This is a genomic window from Saccharopolyspora sp. NPDC050389 (genome assembly GCF_040655595.1).
Lineage (GTDB): Bacteria > Actinomycetota > Actinomycetes > Mycobacteriales > Pseudonocardiaceae > Saccharopolyspora.
This window is the reverse complement of record NZ_JBFAKG010000083.1, coordinates 16824-35160: the sequence shown is the minus strand read 5'-3', so window position 1 is coordinate 35160 and position 18337 is coordinate 16824. Positions and strand designations below refer to the sequence as shown.

Genomic DNA, 18337 nt, shown 5'->3' with positions numbered 1-18337 from the left:
GCGACCGCATGACGCACAGCACAACCGGGATTCGGGAATGATCGCGTTGCGGCGTCGGTTGGGGATTGCACCACCGTCGTTGGGAGTTCGGATGTCTGCTGACAAGCCCGGCCAGTCTCGGAAGCTCACCACCGCCGAGCGGGAGGAATTCCTGGCCCAGCCGCACATCGCCGTGCTTAGCGTCGGCAGCGACGACGACCGTCCGCCGTCGACGCTGCCCACCTGGTACAGCTACCGGCCGGGCGGGAACATCGCCGTGGCCGTCAGGAAGGACAAGCGGAAGTCACGGCTCATCCGGCTCGCCGGGAAGGTTTCGATCTCCGTTCAGCGGGCGGAAGTTCCGTACCGGTACGTCACCGTCGAAGGCACCGTCGTCAAGCAGCAGCGGCCCACCCGCGACGAGCTCGTCGCCATTGGCAGCCGCTACCTCCCCGCCGATGCCATCGACGGCTGGGCCGACTGGGAGCTCAGCGGCGGGAACACCGCCGGCGAACCTGAGTACGTCGAGATCCGGCCGGACCGCTGGCAGACCAAGGACTTCGGCTAGCGGCTCAGAAGTCGAAGACGACCCCGGTCTCCACCGTCAGGGCGCAGCTGTTCGGGTAGGTCTCGGTGAAGCTCACCGTCCGCCCGCGCCAGTTTCCTTCCAGCTTCGCCGTGACCGGCTGGTACTGGAGGGTGCAGGCCATCGCCGGCTTCGCCGTCATCAGGCGGAAATCCGCCCCGACCGCGTCCAGGTCGCTGCACGCCTTCGCCGCGTTCTTGTGCATGCCGCCCGCCGGGTGGCACGTCAGGACCGTGTTGCCGAGCGCCGCTCCGCGGCCGTTGTCCAGGGAAAGGCGGAGCGTGCTGGGGGTTTCGCCCTGCGCCGGGGCCACCGCCGCGGCCGTGGCCATCGTTCCGGCGGTCAGGGCAGCAGCGAGCAGGACGCGACGACTGAGTTTCGCCAACAATTTCCGCAACCTTTCGATCAGAACCGTGCGCGAACACGCCGGTCGTAGCGGGGCGAGGTGCGCCTATCGTGAGATCCGAGAACACTGGGGGAGCTCCCCGCCGCAGCGGATGCGGAGAACATTACTGGACTACATGGCGTAATAATCATTAGACCAAATGAGTTAATGATTGAATTTCGGGCGAATGGAACTCGGCTCGGGAGGATCTGCATGAGCGAGCGGTTGGGCGCGGAGTGGCAGGAGCACCGACCTGCCGTCTTCGGCGTGGCCTACCGGCTGCTCGGCAGCGTCGCCGATGCCGAGGACGTCGTGCAGGACGTGTGGCTGCGGGCCGCCGGGGTGGAGCTGGGTGAGGTCGACGACCTGCGGGCCTGGCTGGTCACCGTCGCCGCGCGGCGATCCTACGACATCCTCAAGTCCGCTCGAGTGCAGCGGGAGAGCTACTTCGGGCCGTGGTTGCCGGAGCCGTTGCTGACCGGGCCGGATGCCGCCGAGCCCGTGCTCGTCGACGAGTCGGTCAGCTCCGCGATGCTGCTGATCATGGAGGAGTTGAGCCCGCCGGAGCGAGTGGCTCTCGTGCTGCACGACGTTTTCGGGCTGGAGTTCGCGCGAATCGCCGAGGTGCTGGGCGGCTCGGTGCCCGCCGCCCGGAAGCTGGCCTCGCGGGCGCGGCACCGGGTGGCCGAGGCGAGGAGCAGCGAGCCGGACGCGCCGCGCGCCGAGCGGGAGCGCCTGGTCGTCGCGTTCCGCGCCGCCTACGAGACCGGGGACCTCGCCGCGCTGGTCGAGCTGATGCATCCCGACGCCGTCTACCTCACCGACGGCGGCGGGCAGGTCAGCGCGGCCCGCGTGCCCATCCTCGGCGGCCAGCGCATCGCCGAGGTCCTGGTCCGGGTGGGTCGCCGGTGGCGGGCCGACCGCATCGACATCGTCGAGATCGGCGGCGAGCCGGCGCTGGTGCTCCACCGCGAAGGCGGGATCCACTCCGTCGACACGTTCGAGTTCGCCGATGGCCGGATCGTCGCCTACCGGCGGGTGCTCAACCCGCAGAAACTCGGCCACCTCAAGGCGGTCACATACGAGTAGGCCCGCTCGTCTCCCTGGTGAAAGCCCAGAACGACAGGGAGACAACGATGGCACGTCTGAACCTCGGCGAAGCGGCACCGGAGCCCTACCAGGGCTTCAAGGACGCCGACGCCGCGCTCCGCAAGGGGCCGCTGGACGACAAGGTGCGGGAGCTGGTCAAGATCCGGGTTTCGCAGATCAACGGCTGCGTCTTCTGTGTCGACATGCACGGCCGGGAGGCGCGCCGGATCGGCGAGACCGAGGACCGGCTCCTGCAGCTCGCGGTGTGGCAGGAGTCGGAGCTCTACGACGAGCGGGAGCGGGCCGCGCTGGGCTACGCCGAGGCGGCCACCCGCCGCGAGCACATCGGCGACGACCAGTGGGAGGCGCTGCGCAAGGCGTTCCCGGACGAGGCCGAGCTCGGTCACCTGGTTGCCCAGGTTTCGCTGATCAACGCGTTGAACCTCATCGGCGTGCCGCTGCAGATGAAGCCGCCACGCCGCTGAGGCTGCGGGAGTGCCGTGTGTACTTTCTGCTGCTATAGCAACAGAAAGTACACACGGGGACTTCACTAGTCGCCACGACTTCGCTGGTGCGCCGCCCCTGGTCGCGGAGGGCCGCCACCAGATCATCGCGGGTCTCCTCCGGGGCCACGTACCAGCGGCCGTCCGCCCGGTCGCCCCAAGGGTTTTCGAACCGACGACCCTCGAATCCCCAGTCGATCCAGCGCCGTTCGGCGAAGGTCAGGTGCTTGACCAGTTCCAGCGGCGTCCACCCCGACGGGACCCGGCTGGATCGCGGCTCCGCATCCGGCAGGGCCGCCACCTTGTCGATCACGCTGCCCCGGAAGAAGTCGAGGTAGCGGAGGAGCACCTCGCCGCGCGAGGCCGCAGGAGCCGTGGGTTCCGGGAACATCCGGCGAGTATGCGTTCAGTCGACGATCAGGTCCTCCGGGATGGGCTGGTCGGCGTTCACGGTCTCGAAGAGCTCGGTGGCCTTCTTCTTGCTCCAGCTCTGCGCGGTGCCGTCGGTCACCGGGACCGTCGTCGTCACCACTGCACCTGAGGAGATGCCGCGCATCGCCCACGCCAGTGACAGCAGGTCGCTCGGGCCGTCGTCGCTGGTCATGGTCATCGCCTGGGCTCCCGCGTCCGCCAGGGCGTAGGTGGTGAACGGGTTGATCAGGGTCGTGATGCTCGACGCCTCCTGCGCCAGGGCGCCGATGAACTTGCGCTGGTTCGCGACCCGGTCCAGGTCCGATCGCGGGGTCGCTTCGCTGTAGCGCATGCGGACGAAGGTCAGGGCGTTCGCGCCGTCCAGCCGCTGGCAGCCCGCCTGCAGCGTCTGGCCGGTCTTGGTGTCGTGCATCTCCTGTTCCAGGCACATCTCGACGCCGCCGACTGCGTCGACGATCTCTGCGAACCCGCCGAACCCGATCTCGGCGTAGTGGTCGATGCGCAGGCCCGTCGCCTGCTCCACGGTCTGCGCCAGCAGCTGCGGGCCGCCGTCCGCGAAGGCCGCGTTGATCATCGTCCGCCCGTGGCCGGGAACCGGCACCCGCGAATCGCGCGGGATGCTGATCAGCGTCGGGGCCGTGGAGTTGTCCGGCAGGTGCGCGATCATGATCGTGTCCGTGCGCTGGCCCGCCGCCTCGCCGACGTGCAGCCCGGCCGCCGTCTCCGAGTCCAGCCCTTCTCGGCTGTCCGAACCCACGACCAGCCAATTCGTGCCCGCGCCCGCCGCCGGCCGGCCCGGGTAGTCGGGGAAGGCGTCGATCCGCCGGATCGAGGAATCGACGTGGAACCAGAGCCATCCCGCGAACACCACCGGTAACAGCACTAGAACCAGCACCGCCACCAAGATTTTGCGGCCTCGCCGACGCGGCCTCGTGGCACCGGGGTGCGGCTGGTCCCAGTCATTCCGGAACTGAAAGGCGTTCATATCAGCGAAGACGTGCCACGCGCCGGAAAGTTGCTCGATGTCCCACGAATATGGATATCCCCCGGGGGCTAGCCCTCCAGGCTCGACCGAACCCGCTCACCTGGATGCTTTGTCAGTCGTCCAGCCGGACGGTGACGGTGACGCGGCCCTTCTCGTCACGTCGGGCGACCGCATGCCCCGCGCGGTCGATCCCGTCCAGCTGCAGCGATATCGGGCCGCCATCGCCCAGGAAGTTGCGCCACCACGTCTTGGCGTCGGGAAGCTGAACGCCGATCTTGACGATGCCGGCTGCGCGCCGGTACGCGACGGGCGTGCTGAAGGTGCGCCCCGAGCGGCGACCCGCGTAGGTGACGACCGTGATGTGCCTGCTGACCAGCCGGCCCCATCGAGGCGAGGAGCGCAGCGCCAGGACGCAGGCGTTGACGCGGTCGACCGTTCGCTTCGGAAGCCTCATGGCACCTCCATCGTGACGAGAACCCCTTGTCAGCCAACGTAACACGACAAATGGAGACACCTTTCCATTTAGCCTAAAGTGAGAAGCATGAGCGCCGAGGCCTCTCGAATGCCGACCACCGACGCGGGCTTGCGAGCCGACGCGCGGCAGAACCGCGACCGCATCGTCGAGGTCGCCCGCGAGCTGTTCGCCGAACGCGGGCTCGACGTGCCGATGGCCGCGATCGCCCGGCACGCCCACGTCGGCGTCGCGACGCTCTACCGCCGCTTCCCGACGAAGCAAGCGCTGGTCACCGAGGTGTTCGCCGACCAGTTCGCGACATGCGTGTCGGTCGTCCACGACGCGCTGGCCGATCCGGACCCGTGGCACGGGTTCCGCACGGCCATCGAGAAGGTGTGCGCCATGCAGGCCGTCGACCGAGGCTTCAGCGCGGCCTTCATCGCGGCGTTCCCCGATGCCGTCGACGTCGAGCAGGAGCAGCACCACGCCATGCAGGGCTTCGCCGAGCTGACGCGACGTGCCAAGGCGACCGGGCAGCTGCGCGCCGACTTCGCGCTGGGCGACCTCGCGTTGCTGCTCATGGCCAACGGCGGCGTCGTCGCCGAATCCGCCGAAGCGTCCCTAGCCGCGTCCCGGCGACTCGTCGCCTACCTGCTCAGCGCCTTCCGCGCCACGCAGGCCGAGCCCCTGCCGCCGCCTGCCCCGCTCAGCCTGCGCGACTTCCTGAACTCGGCGACGTCCAACACCCGTCCCGCCTGACCACGCACGATCCGCTTTGGACAGATCGACCCGGTCACTCCTCCATCCGCTGCCGCCACCACGCCTCGGCATTCCATTCGCTCATAGCGGGCGCCCGAGGATGCCGGATGGTGCATCGCCGGAACTCCTCGTCCAGCGGTGCCAGCATCCGGCGGAGCTCGGCTCGGGCCCTGGGAGACAACCTCGGCATCGCGCGTTCCAGCGCGTCACGTGCCGTGACCGGATTGGCGGGCGAGTCGTACGCCGGGATGTAGAGCCAACGGCCTGACTGCCGCAGGAATCTCCGATATCGATCGAGCGGTCGGGAAACCAAGACGAGCCAATACAACCTGCGAGCCTCGACCCGGTCGAGCTCCGCCCACGGCCCGCGCCCGGCACCGCGAATCCGGCCCGACGGCCGGATTCCAGCAATGACTGCTTGTTCGGCGCGCAACGCGCCCGGCGACCTACGCGGCATCGCCCTTTCGTGAGAACGTCATGCCGAAATCATGACATGAGTCGTTCGGTTGCTGCTCCGAACAGCTGCAGCGTTGGTGAATGCCCTGATCCGAATTCAGGGATCTGCCCGATACCCCGGCCCGGCGCCGATCCCAAGCGTGTCGACAGATCAACGATCGGAGCCGACATGCGCACTTCCACGCCCGGCAGGCGAATAACCGCAGCAGCGACTCTCGCCATCCTGCTCACCGCCACGACGACCGCTCCCGCGCTGGCCGCGACCGACCACCAAGACGTCCAGCGCGCGCTGGACGTGCTCACGACGCAGGACGGCGTGCCCGGGGCGCAAGCCATCGCGCACGACCGCACCGGGCCGAGCTGGTCGGTGCGCAGCGGCGTCGGCGACGTGAACACCGGCCTGCCGTTCCCGGAGGACGGGCGGTTCCGCGCAGGCAGCATCACCAAGTCGTTCGTCGCGACCGTCGTGCTGCAGCTGGCCGCCGAAGGCCGGGTCGAACTCGACGCACCGGTCGAGCGGTACCTGCCGGGCGTGATCGCCGGAAACGGCAACGACGGCAACGCGATCACCGTGCGCCAGCTGCTGCAGCACACCAGCGGGCTTTACGACTACCTCCAGGACTTCCTCGACGTCGATCCCGAACAGCTGCGCCACCGCGGCGCCGACCCGGCCGAGCTGGTCGGCATCGCGATGCAGCACCAGCCGCTGTTCCCGCCGGGCGCGAAGTGGTCCTACTCCAACACCAACTACGTCCTGGCCGGGATGCTGGTCGAACGGGTCACCGGAAACGACATCCACACCGAGATCACCACGCGGATCACCCAGCCGCTCGGCCTGCACCACACGTATCTGCCGAAGCGCGGCGACGAAGTCCTCCCGACGCCGCATCCGAGGGGATACGCACCCGCGGGCGAGCTGATCGACTTCACCGAGTTCGACCCGTCGATCGGCGGGGCAGCAGGCGCCCTGGTGTCGACCGGGCAGGACCTGAACCGCTTCTTCGCGGCCCTGCTCGAAGGCCGCCTGCTGCCGGCGGAGCAACTCGCCGAGATGCAGCGCACCGTCCCGGCCGACCTCGGAGGGAAGAGCGCGCACTACGGCCTCGGGCTGGCGAGCGTGCCGCTGTCCTGCGGCGGCGAATTCTGGGGCCACGGCGGCGACATCATCGGCTTCACGACCCTGTCCGCCGCGACCACCGACGGCCGCGGTGCCACCGTCGTGGCCAACCTGAACCCGGCCACGCCCGAAATCCACCGCGACCTCTTCGCCTCCGTCGACACCGCCATCTGCCCCTAGTCCACATCGGACGGTCGCGCGCGATGCGCCGAGGGGTCGTGAGTGTTCGTTCCGGTAAGAACCGGAGTGAACGCTCACGAACGCGCCCCGCTGCGGTGTCAGCTCACCGCAGGCGTTGCGCCCGGAGAACCGTGTCGTGGGTGTGGCCGCCGGGCGACGGCGGGTTTCGCGGGCGGGTTTCGTCGATCAGCACGGTCCAGCCGTCGCCGAGGAGTCCGGCGATCTCGTGGGGCTGGTAGTAGTCGCTCGGATCGAAGCCGTTCTCGTTGTGCGCCGACAGACCTGTCATGTCGTGGCTGACGAACAGGAACGTGCCTTCCGGGGCGACCGAGGCCAGCAAGCCGCGTAGAGCCGTGTGCTCGGGCTGGTGCATGAGTGGGAAGTAGTGCAGCGACACCAGGTCGAACGCGCCGGCCGGCGGCGCGGCGGCGGTCAGGTCGGCCCGCGTCCAGGCCACGGCGGGAACGTCCGCCGCAGCTCGGGCGGCGCGCTCCAGCGCGACCTGCGAGACGTCCACCGCGGTGACCTGCCACCCGCGCCGGGCCAGCCAGAGCGCGTCCGCGCCTTCGCCGCATCCCACGTCGAGCGCTTGCCCGGGCGGCAGATCGGCCGCTTCGGCGACGAGCGCCCCGTTCGGCTCGCCGCTGAACAGCTGGTCCTGGCTGCTGTACCGCTCGTCCCAGAATTCCCGGCCCATCACCTCAGATGCCATGGCGCCGATCTCCCATCACGAGCTCGCAGATGCGCGCTTCCACTTCATTCGCAAAGGGATCCCGCCGGGTGCGGCGGGGCTGCGCTTGTTGGGTCATCTCGACCACCTCCGACACCAACATGACCCCGCCAGCCCCAATCCGGCAACGCTGTTTGCGGAAACAGCAAACGAGTCAGGGAGCGGGCTTCAGGTGGCGGCTCAGCACCTCGGCCTCCGCGCGGAGCCGCTCGGCGAGGTCGTCACGGCCAAGCTGCTCGTACTCCTCCGCCGCGACCGATCGCTCCCGCACCTCGTTCTCCACGATCGACCGCACATCCGCCTCGGTCAGGTTGCGGCGTTGCGCCTCTGCCGCGCCCAGGCCGACCGCGGCGCCCGCAACGTGTTCGCCCCCGCCGCTCAACGGGCGGTCGCCGGGCACGGCTTCGGCGTTGTCGATCGCCGCCAAGGCGGAGCGGAGAGCCGTGACGGCGACGTTGTTCCGGGCCTTGAGAGCGGTTTTCAGGTCGTCACGCAGGCTGGCGCGCATGCGTCGGGACTACAATCCGGGTTTCGATAGCAGTACGGCTGTACGATATTCGGGTGCCGCGGGTTGCAGATCATGATCAGCGTCGCGCCCAGATCGCGCGGGCCTTCCAGCGCCTGCTCGCCGCGGAGGGCTTCGCGGGCGTCTCGTTCTCGCGGGTGGCGAGCGAGGCCGGGATCTCGGTCGGGCTCATCCAGCACTACTTCGCGGGCAAGGACGCGCTGCTGGACTTCGCCTACGAAGACGCCACGCGCCGCATGAGCGAGCGGGTGCGGGCTCGCGTCCGCGACGGCGAGGCTGCCCGCCTCCCGATCGCCGAAGTGCTGCTCGACAGCCTGGTCGAACTGCTGCCGCTCGACGAGGAACGGGACCTCGAGTACCGCGTCCGGCAGGGCTTGCAGGCGCAGGCGCTGCACCATGCCGGGCTCGCCGAGGTCGCCCGGCAGGCGGGCGGCGCCATCCTCGATTACGTCACGATGGCGGTCGCGGACGGCGTGGATGGCGGCGAGGTCGAGCCCGGTGTCGACGCCGTGCTCGCCGCCCGCACGATCCTCGCGACCGTGCAGGGCCTGGCCGATCAGGTCGCGCTCTCGGGCGCGGACGCGTTCTCGGCCCGGGACGCGTTGCGCCCGGTCATCGCCACGGTGTTCACCAGGCATTTCGATCGCTGATCTCCTCACCGCGGGCGAAACCTCGCGACAACAATATGGTCGTACGGCTATCGTAGCAATATGCTCGTATTGTTATTGGCCACCGAGGAGCATGCACGATGACCGAACACGTGACCGTGCGGCTGAGCAGCGGCACCATCCGCGGCCGCCGACTCGACGAACACCTCTCCTTCCAGGGCATCCCGTACGCCGCCGCACCGGTCGGAGAGCGGCGGTGGCGACCGCCCGCGCCGGTCGAGCCGTGGCCCGGAGTCCGGGACACGACCGCGCCCGGGAATCCCGCGCCGCAGCTGGCCCAGTCGTTCGCGGACGTGACCTCCGTCGACGAGGACTGCCTGACGCTCGACGTGACCGCGCCGGCAGCACCGGCGACCGGGCGTCCGGTGCTGGTGTGGCTGCACGGTGGCGGCGGAACGAACGGCACCGCCGCCACCTACGACCCGCGGCGGCTCGCCATCACCGGCGACGTCGTCGTCGTGGCACCGAACTTCCGGCTCGGCGTGTTCGGCTGCTTCGGGCATCCGGGCCTCTCCGACGGCGGAACCTTCGGCCTGCAGGACCAGCAGGCCGCACTGCGCTGGGTGCAGCGGGAGATCGCGCGATTCGGCGGCGACCCGGCGAACGTGACCCTGATGGGAGAGTCCCACGGAGCCCTCACGGTCGCGGCGCACCTGACGTCACCCACCTCGGCCGGCCTGTTCCACCGCGCGATCCTGCAGAGCGGATTCGGAGTGCTGGGCTCGACTCCGGCGCACACCTTCATCCCCGGCGTTCCAGCACTTCCTCCAATGTGGACACCAGCGGCCGAACTGGACCGGCTCGGCGCCGCCACCGCCGCCGAGCACGGCTGGGTCACGCCGGGCAGCGATCCCGAATCGGCGCTCGAGCAGCTCCGGCGGGTTCCGGCGGCGGAACTGCTCCAGGTATCGGGCAACTTCATCCGGCCCGCCTTCGGCGGCACCACGCTGCCCGAATCTCCCGCGGAGGCGCTGCTCGCCGGGCGCTTCCACCGGATGCCGCTGCTGATGGGCACCACCCGCGACGAGGCGCGGTTCTTCGTCGGGCTCTTCGCCGACCTCGCCGGAAACCCGGTCACGGCCGAGAGCTACCCGCGCCTGCTGGCCGAGGCCTTCGGCGACGCGGCGGACGAGGTCGCCGCGCGCTACGCACTCGACCGCTTCGGGACGCCGAGCCTCGCCTGGGCGCAGATCTGCACGGACCGGGCCTGGGCGCGACCGGCCTGGGAACTGGGCCGAGCCCTCGCCGCGCACACCGGCACCTGGTTCTACGAATTCGCCGACCGGGACGCCCCGTCGATCGTCCCGCTCCCCGGATTCCCGGCCGGCGCCCAGCACTCCAGCGAGCTGGCGTACCAGTTCGACCTTCCCGGCGAGTCGCCGCTGTCGGCGGCGCAGCGCGACCTCGGCGACCGGATGAACCGGTACTGGACCGCCTTCGCCACCAGCGGCGACCCGGCCTGCGCCGACCTGCCGACCTGGCCCGACGCAGGCACCGGCCACGTCCAATCCCTGGCACCAGAACGAATCGGCGGCACGGACTACGCGGCCGAGCACGCCCTCGACTTCTGGGCGCGGATGCCCTGAACCCCGCGGCTGCACCAGGTCGGCGGGTCCGCTCGAAAAAACACGCGCCTGAGCGACGATTCGGCCGCACATCCGCAGTCCCACCTGTGACCGACCCGAGGCGGCTGCTCGCGCCAACCCTGCACGAGCAGCCGCCACACGCACAGGAGATTCCGCCGTGACCAGACCAACAGGCTCCCGACGCGCGCTCGGAATCTGGCCGTTGGTGCACGCCGAGCGAGCGGCCCTGGCCGTTGGTGCACGCCGAGCGAGCGGCCCTGGCCGCCGACCTCGCCGACCTGACCGACGAGCAGTGGGCGACGCCGTCGCTGTGCACCGGGCTCACGGTGCGCGAGGTGCTGGCGCACCTCACCGCGGCGGCGAGCCTCAACCCAGCGCGGTGGCTGGCGGGCGTGATCCGCTGCCGGTTCGCTGGCTCCCCCGTCCGGGACCGGCGACGTTCAGCTTCGGTCGACCAGGTAGTCCTCGCCGCCGACGTACACGGTGTGCCCGGTCTCCAGCGGTGCCGTTGCCGCGGACACGATTTCGGTTGCGAAACCGGAGATCGTCGGTAGGGAGCCGGCCTGTGCGCGCCGGGCGCCGATGATGCCGGGGCGGGCGCGCTCCAGGAGCGTCGGGGTGATCGTGCCCTCGATCATGTCTCCCGAGACGACCACCAGGCTGATCCCGCGAGCCGCCAGGCCGGGAATTCGGTCGCGCAGCGCGTCCTCACCGGCCCGCTTGCTCGCGGCCACCGGCTCGTACTCGTCGTAGGTGGGCCGGCTGCCGTGGAAGTGCGCCTGATGACTGGTGACGAAGACGATCCGCGCCGACGGCGACAGCAACGGTGCCGCAGCGTCCACAAGCGACAGTTGAGCGTCGCGGTTCAACCGGAGCGCGTAGTCGGGCGGGACGTCGCGTTCCATGCCACCGGATGCGTTGAGGACCAGCACGTCCAGGCGGCCGCACAGGTCGCGGATCTCGTTGGCCATGGCCGCGACCGCGGCCTGGTCGGTGAGGTCCGCGCGCACAGCCGAGGCCGCGCCTCCCGCGCGAGCGATCTCGTCGACGACCCGTTGAGCGCGTTTGGCCTTCTCCCGGTAGTTCACGAACACGCGGGCGCCCGCGGCACCCAGCAACCGCGCCGTCTCGGCGCCGATGCCCCGCGAACCTCCCGTCACCAGCGCAATCCGCCCAGCAAGGCTCCCGCTCATTCTCGCCCCTTCATCCGCATGACCATCGCGTCCGCACCGGCGGCCACGTCCGCGCTCCGCGACACCGTGGTTCGCGAAAGCCGAGTGCTCACGGCCGCCCCGAAGCCGGCGATCCGGACCACGTCGTTGACGAACTCGTCGAGATCCTCGGGCCACGGCAGCGACGGCTGGTTGATCAGCAGCGACACGCACCCGTGCATCGCAGACCACAAGCTCAGCGCCAGCGTGCGGGGCTCACCGCGCAGCACGCCGTTTTCCACGCACGCCGTGACCGCATCCACCATGTGGGCGAAGCATGCCTCCGACGCGGGCGAAACCTCCGCGCCGCCAGGACGGTGCAGCATCAACACGCGGTACTGCACCGGATGATCGAGCGCGAACCGGACGTAGGCGCGTCCGCACTGACCCAACGCGATGAACGGGTCCGTCAGCCGCGCGCAGGCTTCGCGGATCCGGCTGCCCAGCCCGTCCCACGCCCGCAGGCACACCGCCTCGACCAGCTGGCCCTTGCTCGCGAAATGCCGGTACACCGACGGCGTGGTGACGCCCGCGCGCTCGGCCACGGCGCGCAGGGTGAGCACCTCCTCGGTGCCCGCTTCGACCAGCATCCGCTCGGCCACGAGGAGGATCTCCTCGCGCAGCCGCCCGCCCTCGCCCGGATTGGCCCGCACTCTTCTGCCCGACACGCGATCACAGTGACATCGTCATCCTGACGTTGTCAACTTCCGCCGAGCCGGTTGACCGAAGCCTGCGCGGCCGGGACGGCGATGCCATCGAGCCTGGTCAACGAGCCCAGGACCTGCGACAGGTCTCGTTTTAGTCTCGCTCGTTGACCTCTTCCTAGATTGAAGTTGCACGCTATCGATGTTCGCGTCGGCGAACGGATGAGTGGCACGAAAGGGAACACCATGACGACAACGACAACGACGACCGGCGACCCGACCGGCGCGATCACCGTGCTCGGCCTCGGTGACATGGGATCGGCGATTGCCAAGACGTTCGTCGAGCGCGGATATCGCACGACGGTCTGGAACCGGACCGCGAGCAAGAGCGAGCCACTGGTCGCCGCCGGTGCCACGGCCGCCGCGACGGCTGCGGAGGCGGTGGCGGCGAGCCCGTTGGTCGTGGTCTGCCTGCTCGACAGCACAGCGGTCGACGAGGTGCTGGGCTCTGTCGATGCCGCGATCGCGGGCAAGGTGCTGGTGAACGTCACCAGCGGCTCTCCCGCCCAGGCACGGGAGAACGAGCGCTGGGCGAACGAGCGCGGCGCCGAGTACCTCGACGGCAAGATCATGGGAGATCCGCCGTACGTCGGGACGCCGAACATCATGTTCCCGTTCAGCGGCTCCCGCAGCGCGTTCGACGCCCACGAGTCGACGCTGCAGGTGCTGGGCAGCATCGCGTACCACGGCGAAGACGCCGGCCTGGCCGCCGTGGAGTTCATGGCCCAGGTCGCCGTGGCCTACGAGCTGCTCATCGGCTTCCTGCATGCGCTCAAGCTGGTTCAGGCGGAAGGCGTCGACGTGGTCGAGTTCGCCGAGCGCATCGCCGGCTCGATGGCCGCCTTCCCGCCGCTGCTGACCTCGATGGGCAAGGCGGTCAAGAGCGGCGAATACGCACCCGGATCTCGGCCCGCTCAACGTCCAGGCCGCGCTGATGGACGACATGATCGACCACCGGGAATCCATCGGTGTGGAGGCCGTGCGGATGCGGGAGGTCAAGGAACTGATGGATCGCCGGATCGCAGAAGGCCACGGCGATCAGGGATTCTCGAGCATGTTTGAGTTGTTGGCGAAGCGCCGGTGACGTGCTGCGGGGTGCGGGACGATTCAGGCGCCCGCACCCCGCCTTTCGCCGCATGCCCGGGCAGCGGCACGCCGGAAACCGGGCGCCTACCGGTGATCTCGGTGCCGTAGCGTTCAACCATCCGCCGACTCCGGCAGATCCAGCCTCACCCAGGTGGCGACTCCGCAAGGTCATTTCAACGCAGAGCCCCGGCAATTCGGCGTTCCCGGTGGCCCCGCGAAGCCGCCGGGCGTATTCCTGATCGCGATCATCGCGGCGGTCGGCACGATCGGACTGCTCACCACCAGCTACCTGAGCACGCTGGGCTGGCTGAACGGCGTCATCTCCGGAGATGTCCCTCAAAGCCCGAGCCGGCCACCCGTGCTGAAGCCATGCCCGGCAACGGAATTCCACCACAGATATGGGGTCTCGCCGCCCGCCCGCCAGCCGACGCCTCCCCGGAGGAGATCCCCGTGGGCGACCCCGACACTCCTTGGGCACGGGCCCGGATCAACTAGCCTTGTGCGGTGTTCGACTCGCCTGACTTCGATCTGGCGCCGTACGCGGAGTTCGACATGTCAGCGCTCGTGCGGCGCACCTACTGCAGTTGGGGCGATGCCGGCTGGCGGTCGCTGCTCGTGCAGTGCTTCGACCACGCACCCGAGGCCGACCACTTTCAGATGCCCGGGGCGTCCGACCTGCATCTCGTGCTCTGCGTGGCCGGGGACGTGGTGATGCGGACGCAGGCCGACGGGAAACCGGCCCGCCGACGCTGGGTTCCCGGCAATCTGGAACTCATGGTTCCCGGCCGGGCGAGCGTATTCGACTACCGGGCGACGTCCGCGATGCGCACCATCCAGGTGCACATCCCGTCGGCGACCGTCGATCGCGCCGCGGCTCAACTGGGCGGTTCGGAGCCGGACTTCGAAGCGCTGTCGGCCGCGGTGGGCGCGGGCGATCCGCTTGTCGAACATCTCGTCCGCGCACTGCCCGCCGCCGATGGCGCGAACGACCTCTACGCGGAATCCGCCGCGGCGTTCCTCGCGACGCACCTGCTGGCCCGGGGCCGGCACGAACGCCTGCCGGGGCCCGAACACGCGGCGGTCCGCGCCGGCATCGCCGTCATGCGGGACCGGCTCGCCGAACCGCTGACGCTTGCCGACATCGCCGCCGAAGTGCACCTGAGCGTGTACCACTTCATCCGCGTCTTCCGGGCGGCGACCGGCGAGACGCCCCACCGGTTCCTCACCCGGCTACGGATCGAGCGGGCGCAGCGACTGCTGTCCGACGGCGCCCTCACCATCGGGCAGATCGCCGAGCGCTGCGGTTTCGCCAGTCCTGGAGCGCTGTCGGCGGCCTTCCTGAGTCATGTCGGCGTCCGGCCGTCGGTGTACCGCAAGATCTGATCGAAGGTCGGCAATCCTGCGCATGTCCCTTGGCCGTCGCGCCATCTAGTTTCGGTGGTGACATGCAGCTTTGTCGTTGCCGCGCAGCCCCATTCGTTCAGGGAGCCCCGGTCACAACTCTCGCGATGAGCACCCGGCTATGCCAAAGGCGGTGCGGCGGCGAACGAAAGGATTCCAACCATGCTGAGCTACGACGCGACCTCGACCTCGACGGCATCTCCGGCCGTCGTCTGGCGCCTGCTCATCGACGCACGCACCTGGCCCGTCTGGTCGACCGTCGACAGCCTGGTCACCGAACGTTCCAGCGGCCTCGATCCCGACGGCCGGGATCCCGTCGGGGCGGTCCGCGCGTTCCGCACCGGGCGGACGGTGACCGGAGAGCGGCTGACCGGGCTCGACGAGGAGAAACAACTGACGTACGAGGACGCCTTCAACTCGGCGATCCACGACTACCGGGCGGTCATCGACCTCACACCCGCAGCCGACGGGGGCACGGTCATCCACTGGCACGGCACCTACTCCGCCCGTTGGGGAATGCGTTGGTTGATGAAGCGCGTCATGCAGCGCGTCATGCAGCAGATGGCTGACGGCCTCGCCTCCCACGCGGCGCAGCAGTCGCGCCAAGACCTCGCCGGTTAGGCGGCTACCGGTCCGTTTTCTGGACTTAGCGACAGTGGTCGCGGGCCAAGCGGCGCAGGCCTCGCAGCACCGGGCGGACGATCCCCGAACTCCGTTGCGGTGGATCGGCCGGCGCCGCAACAGCCTTGCCGACAACTGGCGCGACGCCGTGCAGCCGCTCCCAGCGCCGCGGCGAATCCGCCACGGCGCCATCGGTTTTCGGAAGCATCCCGTTCTGGATCCAGAACGGACGCCGGGCGGAAGCTCGGAGTCCGCGCGGCAACGCCGGAGCAACGGGCACCACAGCACCACTGTCCTGCGGCACCAAGCTCCACGCATCTCACGCCGGATCGCAGTTTCAGGCCTGGCCCTGCCATCGCTGGGCTTCAACACATCGGCGAACGCGCGTGCTCGGCGGCATGACAGCGCGTTCGCAGACCCGCTCCCCAACGGCGGAATCGAAAAGCCGCAGGTTGGACGAGATCGGCATGTCAAGCGCGGCGAGCATGGCACGGCCGCAGGACCTCACCATCAATGGCGCGGCAGACGATGGCAGGCGGAGGCAGCTGTCACGACGCCGCCTCAAGCCGCAGGTCATTGCGCCATGCTGCGGCCAGGTCTTGTATCGGCAGGTCGAGTACCTCGCTCAGGCAGACGATCGTGCCGAACGCGGGGGTCGGGAGCCGACCGGTCTCGATCTTGCGCAATGTCTCCGGCGACATGCCTGCCGCGTGCGCCACGCCACCGAGATCGCGACCTGCTCGCGCTTCACGCAGCAGCCTCCCGAGACGCCTGCCGGCCTCGATCTGTTCGGACGTGAGCGGATTGCGAACCACGGCACCAGAGTACGGCTGGTATTTTAATACCTCAAGTGCTACGTTGGTATTATTATACCGACGATGTGAGGGCACCCGTGATCGAACTGAAGACGCCTGCGGAGATCCAACGCATGCATGTGGCCGGGCGTTTTGTCGCCGAGGTGCTCTCCGAGGTCGGCCGACTCGCTGACGTGGGCGTCAACCTCTTGGACCTGGAGCACCACGCGCGCGGCATGATCAAACGGCGCGGGGCGGAGTCGTGCTACTGGGACTACGCTCCGTCCTTCGGCAAGGGCCCGTTCCGCAACGTCATCTGCCTGTCCGTCAACGACGCCGTCCTGCACGGCTTGCCCCACAACTACGCACTGCGCGACGGAGATGTGCTCAGCGCGGACCTCGCAGTCAGCATCGACGGCTGGGTGGCCGACTCGGCGCGCACGATCGTCGTTGGCACTGCTGCCGAGGAGGACCTGCGGATCATCCGTGCCACCGAGGAAGCGTTGGAGGCGGCGATCGAGGTGGCGCGTCCGGGCAACCGCCTGGGTGACATCTCGGCGGCGATCTGGGCAGTGGCCCGCGACTACGGCTATCCGGTCAACACCGAGTTCGGTGGTCACGGCATTGGCCGCACCATGCACGAGGAGCTCCACGTTCCCAACAAGGGCCGGGCAGGCCGCGGCCTGAAGCTCCGGCCGGGGCTGACCCTCGCGCTCGAACCCTGGTTCGCGCGTACGACCGACCGGATCGTCTTCGACCCCGATGGCTGGACCATCCGCTCGGCCGACGGCTCGCGCACCGCCCACTCCGAGCACACGATCGCGATCACCGAAGACGACCCCCTGGTGCTCACCCGACGCCTGCCACACCACGCGGACCCGGCCTCGGCGTGAGTTCGGCCGAGGGGGCGGTCCGCGACACAGTGAGACTCTGCACGACAAGATCGCGTTCCTTTACCACCAACCCCGCGAGCGCTTCGAGATCAGCCGAACGTCCGCTCATGCCGCAGACCGGCAGTTCAACGCGATCCCGCCCGGCGCCTGCAGGAAAATGGTTCGGCGGGGCCACGGCCGGGCTGCTAGCGTGCCGGAGACCGTGACACCGCCCGAGGAGGTGAGACCCATGAACGCTGTACGCACGTGGGTGCTCCCTCGCTTCGTCACGGTTGGGCGATCAATGTAGGTGTCGCCGGGAGCGCCTCGACAACAAGGCACTTCCGAAAGGCGACATCCTATGGATTCTGCGCATTCCGCCGAGGGGACACCACCAGGCGTACCCGCGATAGTGATCACGCGGGTCGCGGAGCGGCAATGGCACGCTGTGGAGGACGACCGAGTGGTCGGCCGCGGCGACGCATCGCCCAGGCCCGACGGGCGGATCTTCCTCAGCATCGACTCGTGGCACGGCGCGGTCTTCGACCAACTCGCCGATGCGATGCTGGCCGGTCTGCCAACGCCGCTGTACACACTGGTCGACGAAGCTGACCTAGAACTGACATCCAGTTGGGCGCGAGCCGGCTTCACGACCCGGCGCCGCGAGTGGGAGTACCTCGTGTCCACGGACCCACGGGTCACGGGACTCGACTCGGTGCCACCGCCGTCGGGCGTGACGATCGTGCCCGTCGGCGCGGCGCAGGAGGGCCCGCTGCGCGAGGTGTACAACACGATTCGCGCCGAAGTCGAAGCCACCGTCGGCTGGGAGTCGATGCCGACAGAGGTGATCCACCGCCCGGTCGGGGCTGCCCCGCATGACCCGTCGAAGTATGCGGTGGCGGCGGAGTCCGGTCGGTACGTGGGACTGGTCCGAGTGGCGGCGCGGCGCCGGCACGCACGGATCGGGCTGGTCGCAGTCCGGGCCGACCTGCGCCGCCGCGGTATCGCTCGGGCGCTGCTGGCCCACATGCTGGGTTCGCTACACCACAGCGGGATCGAAACGGCATCGGCCGAGGTGGACGAATCCAACGGGGCGGCCTTGGCGCTGTTCGAGGGCATCGGCGCCCGGCGCGCGAGCAGCAACCTGGAGTTGGTGCTCCGCTGACGCCTGACCACCTCACCACGCGAGGAAGCACGCGTGGCACAGGCCGAT

The 18337-nt window shown here is 69.3% G+C and carries 23 protein-coding genes and 1 pseudogene; 14 read left to right on the top strand and 10 right to left on the bottom strand.

All coding sequences use genetic code 11. The features are described 5' to 3' along the window. Positions 1-91: 91 nt before the first annotated feature. Positions 92-547 carry a pyridoxamine 5'-phosphate oxidase family protein gene (locus AB0I53_RS37925; protein ID WP_358613865.1) on the top strand — a complete coding sequence of 152 codons (456 nt, stop codon included), beginning with the start codon at positions 92-94 and terminating at the stop codon, positions 545-547. A 4-nt stretch (positions 548-551) separates the two neighbouring features. Here AB0I53_RS37925 and AB0I53_RS37920 read toward each other — a convergent pair whose 3' ends face one another. Further along, a complete protein-coding gene (locus AB0I53_RS37920) occupies positions 552-950 on the bottom strand; it encodes an SSI family serine proteinase inhibitor (protein WP_358613863.1) in 399 nt (132 codons plus the stop codon). Between the two features lie 213 nt (positions 951-1163). Here AB0I53_RS37920 and sigJ point away from each other — a divergent pair, with 213 nt between their 5' ends. Together sigJ and AB0I53_RS37910 are read left to right on the top strand one after the other, a co-directional pair. Then, positions 1164-2039, top strand: coding sequence for an RNA polymerase sigma factor SigJ (gene sigJ / locus AB0I53_RS37915; RefSeq protein ID WP_358613861.1), 876 nt, complete (start codon positions 1164-1166; stop codon positions 2037-2039). A gap of 47 nt (positions 2040-2086) precedes the next feature. After that, on the top strand, positions 2087-2524 hold the full coding sequence (locus AB0I53_RS37910) for a carboxymuconolactone decarboxylase family protein (protein ID WP_358613859.1): 438 nt from the start codon (positions 2087-2089) through the stop codon (positions 2522-2524). Here the strand turns inward: AB0I53_RS37910 and AB0I53_RS37905 are convergent. From AB0I53_RS37905 to AB0I53_RS37895, 3 genes are all read right to left on the bottom strand, one after another. Beyond that, complete coding sequence (locus tag AB0I53_RS37905) at positions 2484-2933, bottom strand: DUF664 domain-containing protein (protein ID WP_358613857.1); 450 nt, start codon at positions 2931-2933, stop codon at positions 2484-2486. The genes AB0I53_RS37910 and AB0I53_RS37905 overlap by 41 nt on opposite strands. Positions 2934-2948: 15 nt before the next feature. Then, positions 2949-3875 (bottom strand): LCP family protein, encoded by a 927-nt coding sequence (locus tag AB0I53_RS37900; protein ID WP_358613855.1) that lies wholly within the window; start codon positions 3873-3875, stop codon positions 2949-2951. 196 nt (positions 3876-4071) lie between these two features. Further along, positions 4072-4413, bottom strand: coding sequence for a hypothetical protein (locus AB0I53_RS37895; RefSeq protein WP_358613853.1), 342 nt, complete (start codon positions 4411-4413; stop codon positions 4072-4074). Positions 4414-4500: 87 nt separating this feature from the next. On the opposite strand from AB0I53_RS37895, the gene AB0I53_RS37890 reads away from it, so the two are divergent. Then, positions 4501-5172 (top strand): helix-turn-helix domain-containing protein, encoded by a 672-nt coding sequence (locus AB0I53_RS37890; RefSeq protein WP_358613851.1) that lies wholly within the window; start codon positions 4501-4503, stop codon positions 5170-5172. Positions 5173-5206: 34 nt separating this feature from the next. Here the strand turns inward: AB0I53_RS37890 and AB0I53_RS37885 are convergent, their stop codons facing one another. Further along, positions 5207-5629 (bottom strand): hypothetical protein, encoded by a 423-nt coding sequence (locus AB0I53_RS37885; RefSeq protein WP_358613849.1) that lies wholly within the window; start codon positions 5627-5629, stop codon positions 5207-5209. Between the two features lie 168 nt (positions 5630-5797). Between AB0I53_RS37885 and AB0I53_RS37880 the strand changes: the two genes are divergently transcribed. Next, positions 5798-6925, top strand: a complete 1128-nt coding sequence (locus tag AB0I53_RS37880; protein ID WP_358613847.1) for a serine hydrolase domain-containing protein — start codon at positions 5798-5800, stop codon at positions 6923-6925. Between the two features lie 103 nt (positions 6926-7028). Here AB0I53_RS37880 and AB0I53_RS37875 read toward each other — a convergent pair whose 3' ends face one another. Continuing rightward, positions 7029-7637, bottom strand: a complete 609-nt coding sequence (locus AB0I53_RS37875; protein WP_358613845.1) for a class I SAM-dependent methyltransferase — start codon at positions 7635-7637, stop codon at positions 7029-7031. A 172-nt stretch (positions 7638-7809) separates the two neighbouring features. After that, entirely contained in the window at positions 7810-8163 is a 354-nt protein-coding gene (locus AB0I53_RS37870) for a GatB/YqeY domain-containing protein (RefSeq protein WP_358613843.1), read from the bottom strand. 53 nt (positions 8164-8216) lie between these two features. On the opposite strand from AB0I53_RS37870, the gene AB0I53_RS37865 reads away from it, so the two are divergent. The 3 genes from AB0I53_RS37865 (at position 8217) to AB0I53_RS37855 (ending at position 10989) form a co-directional block, all read left to right on the top strand. Further along, positions 8217-8831, top strand: a complete 615-nt coding sequence (locus AB0I53_RS37865; RefSeq protein WP_358613841.1) for a TetR family transcriptional regulator C-terminal domain-containing protein — start codon at positions 8217-8219, stop codon at positions 8829-8831. Positions 8832-8929: 98 nt separating this feature from the next. Beyond that, complete coding sequence (locus AB0I53_RS37860; protein ID WP_358613839.1) at positions 8930-10435, top strand: carboxylesterase family protein; 1506 nt, start codon at positions 8930-8932, stop codon at positions 10433-10435. Between the two features lie 233 nt (positions 10436-10668). Further along, on the top strand, positions 10669-10989 hold the full coding sequence (locus AB0I53_RS37855) for a maleylpyruvate isomerase family mycothiol-dependent enzyme (RefSeq protein ID WP_358613837.1): 321 nt from the start codon (positions 10669-10671) through the stop codon (positions 10987-10989). Here AB0I53_RS37855 and AB0I53_RS37850 read toward each other — a convergent pair. Together AB0I53_RS37850 and AB0I53_RS37845 are read right to left on the bottom strand one after the other, a co-directional pair. Continuing rightward, positions 10876-11628, bottom strand: coding sequence for an SDR family oxidoreductase (locus AB0I53_RS37850; RefSeq protein ID WP_358613835.1), 753 nt, complete (start codon positions 11626-11628; stop codon positions 10876-10878). The two genes, AB0I53_RS37855 and AB0I53_RS37850, sit on opposite strands and share 114 nt — an antisense overlap. Next, the gene (locus AB0I53_RS37845; protein ID WP_358613833.1) at positions 11625-12314 is read right to left on the bottom strand and encodes a TetR/AcrR family transcriptional regulator; all 690 of its coding nucleotides are present in this window, start codon (positions 12312-12314) and stop codon (positions 11625-11627) included. Before AB0I53_RS37845 ends, AB0I53_RS37850 begins: the two co-directional genes overlap by 4 nt. A 198-nt stretch (positions 12315-12512) precedes the next feature. On the opposite strand from AB0I53_RS37845, the pseudogene AB0I53_RS37840 reads away from it, so the two are divergent. The 4 genes and pseudogenes from AB0I53_RS37840 to AB0I53_RS37825 all read left to right on the top strand — a co-directional run. Then, positions 12513-13187, top strand: a pseudogene (locus AB0I53_RS37840) (NAD(P)-binding domain-containing protein); the annotation flags it as partial. Positions 13188-13284: 97 nt separating this feature from the next. Further along, positions 13285-13434 (top strand): hypothetical protein, encoded by a 150-nt coding sequence (locus tag AB0I53_RS37835; protein ID WP_358613831.1) that lies wholly within the window; start codon positions 13285-13287, stop codon positions 13432-13434. Positions 13435-13940: 506 nt separating this feature from the next. After that, positions 13941-14819, top strand: coding sequence for a helix-turn-helix transcriptional regulator (locus AB0I53_RS37830; protein WP_358613829.1), 879 nt, complete (start codon positions 13941-13943; stop codon positions 14817-14819). Positions 14820-14999: 180 nt separating this feature from the next. After that, the gene (locus AB0I53_RS37825) at positions 15000-15458 is read left to right on the top strand and encodes an SRPBCC family protein (RefSeq protein ID WP_358613827.1); all 459 of its coding nucleotides are present in this window, start codon (positions 15000-15002) and stop codon (positions 15456-15458) included. Between the two features lie 548 nt (positions 15459-16006). Here AB0I53_RS37825 and AB0I53_RS37820 read toward each other — a convergent pair. Then, the gene (locus AB0I53_RS37820; protein WP_358613825.1) at positions 16007-16273 is read right to left on the bottom strand and encodes a helix-turn-helix transcriptional regulator; all 267 of its coding nucleotides are present in this window, start codon (positions 16271-16273) and stop codon (positions 16007-16009) included. A 77-nt stretch (positions 16274-16350) separates the two neighbouring features. Here AB0I53_RS37820 and map point away from each other — a divergent pair, with 77 nt between their 5' ends. Continuing rightward, positions 16351-17145 (top strand): type I methionyl aminopeptidase, encoded by a 795-nt coding sequence (map, locus tag AB0I53_RS37815; RefSeq protein ID WP_358613882.1) that lies wholly within the window; start codon positions 16351-16353, stop codon positions 17143-17145. 340 nt (positions 17146-17485) lie between these two features. Continuing rightward, the gene (locus tag AB0I53_RS37810) at positions 17486-18289 is read left to right on the top strand and encodes a GNAT family N-acetyltransferase (protein WP_358613823.1); all 804 of its coding nucleotides are present in this window, start codon (positions 17486-17488) and stop codon (positions 18287-18289) included. The last annotated feature ends 48 nt before the right edge of the window (positions 18290-18337 follow it).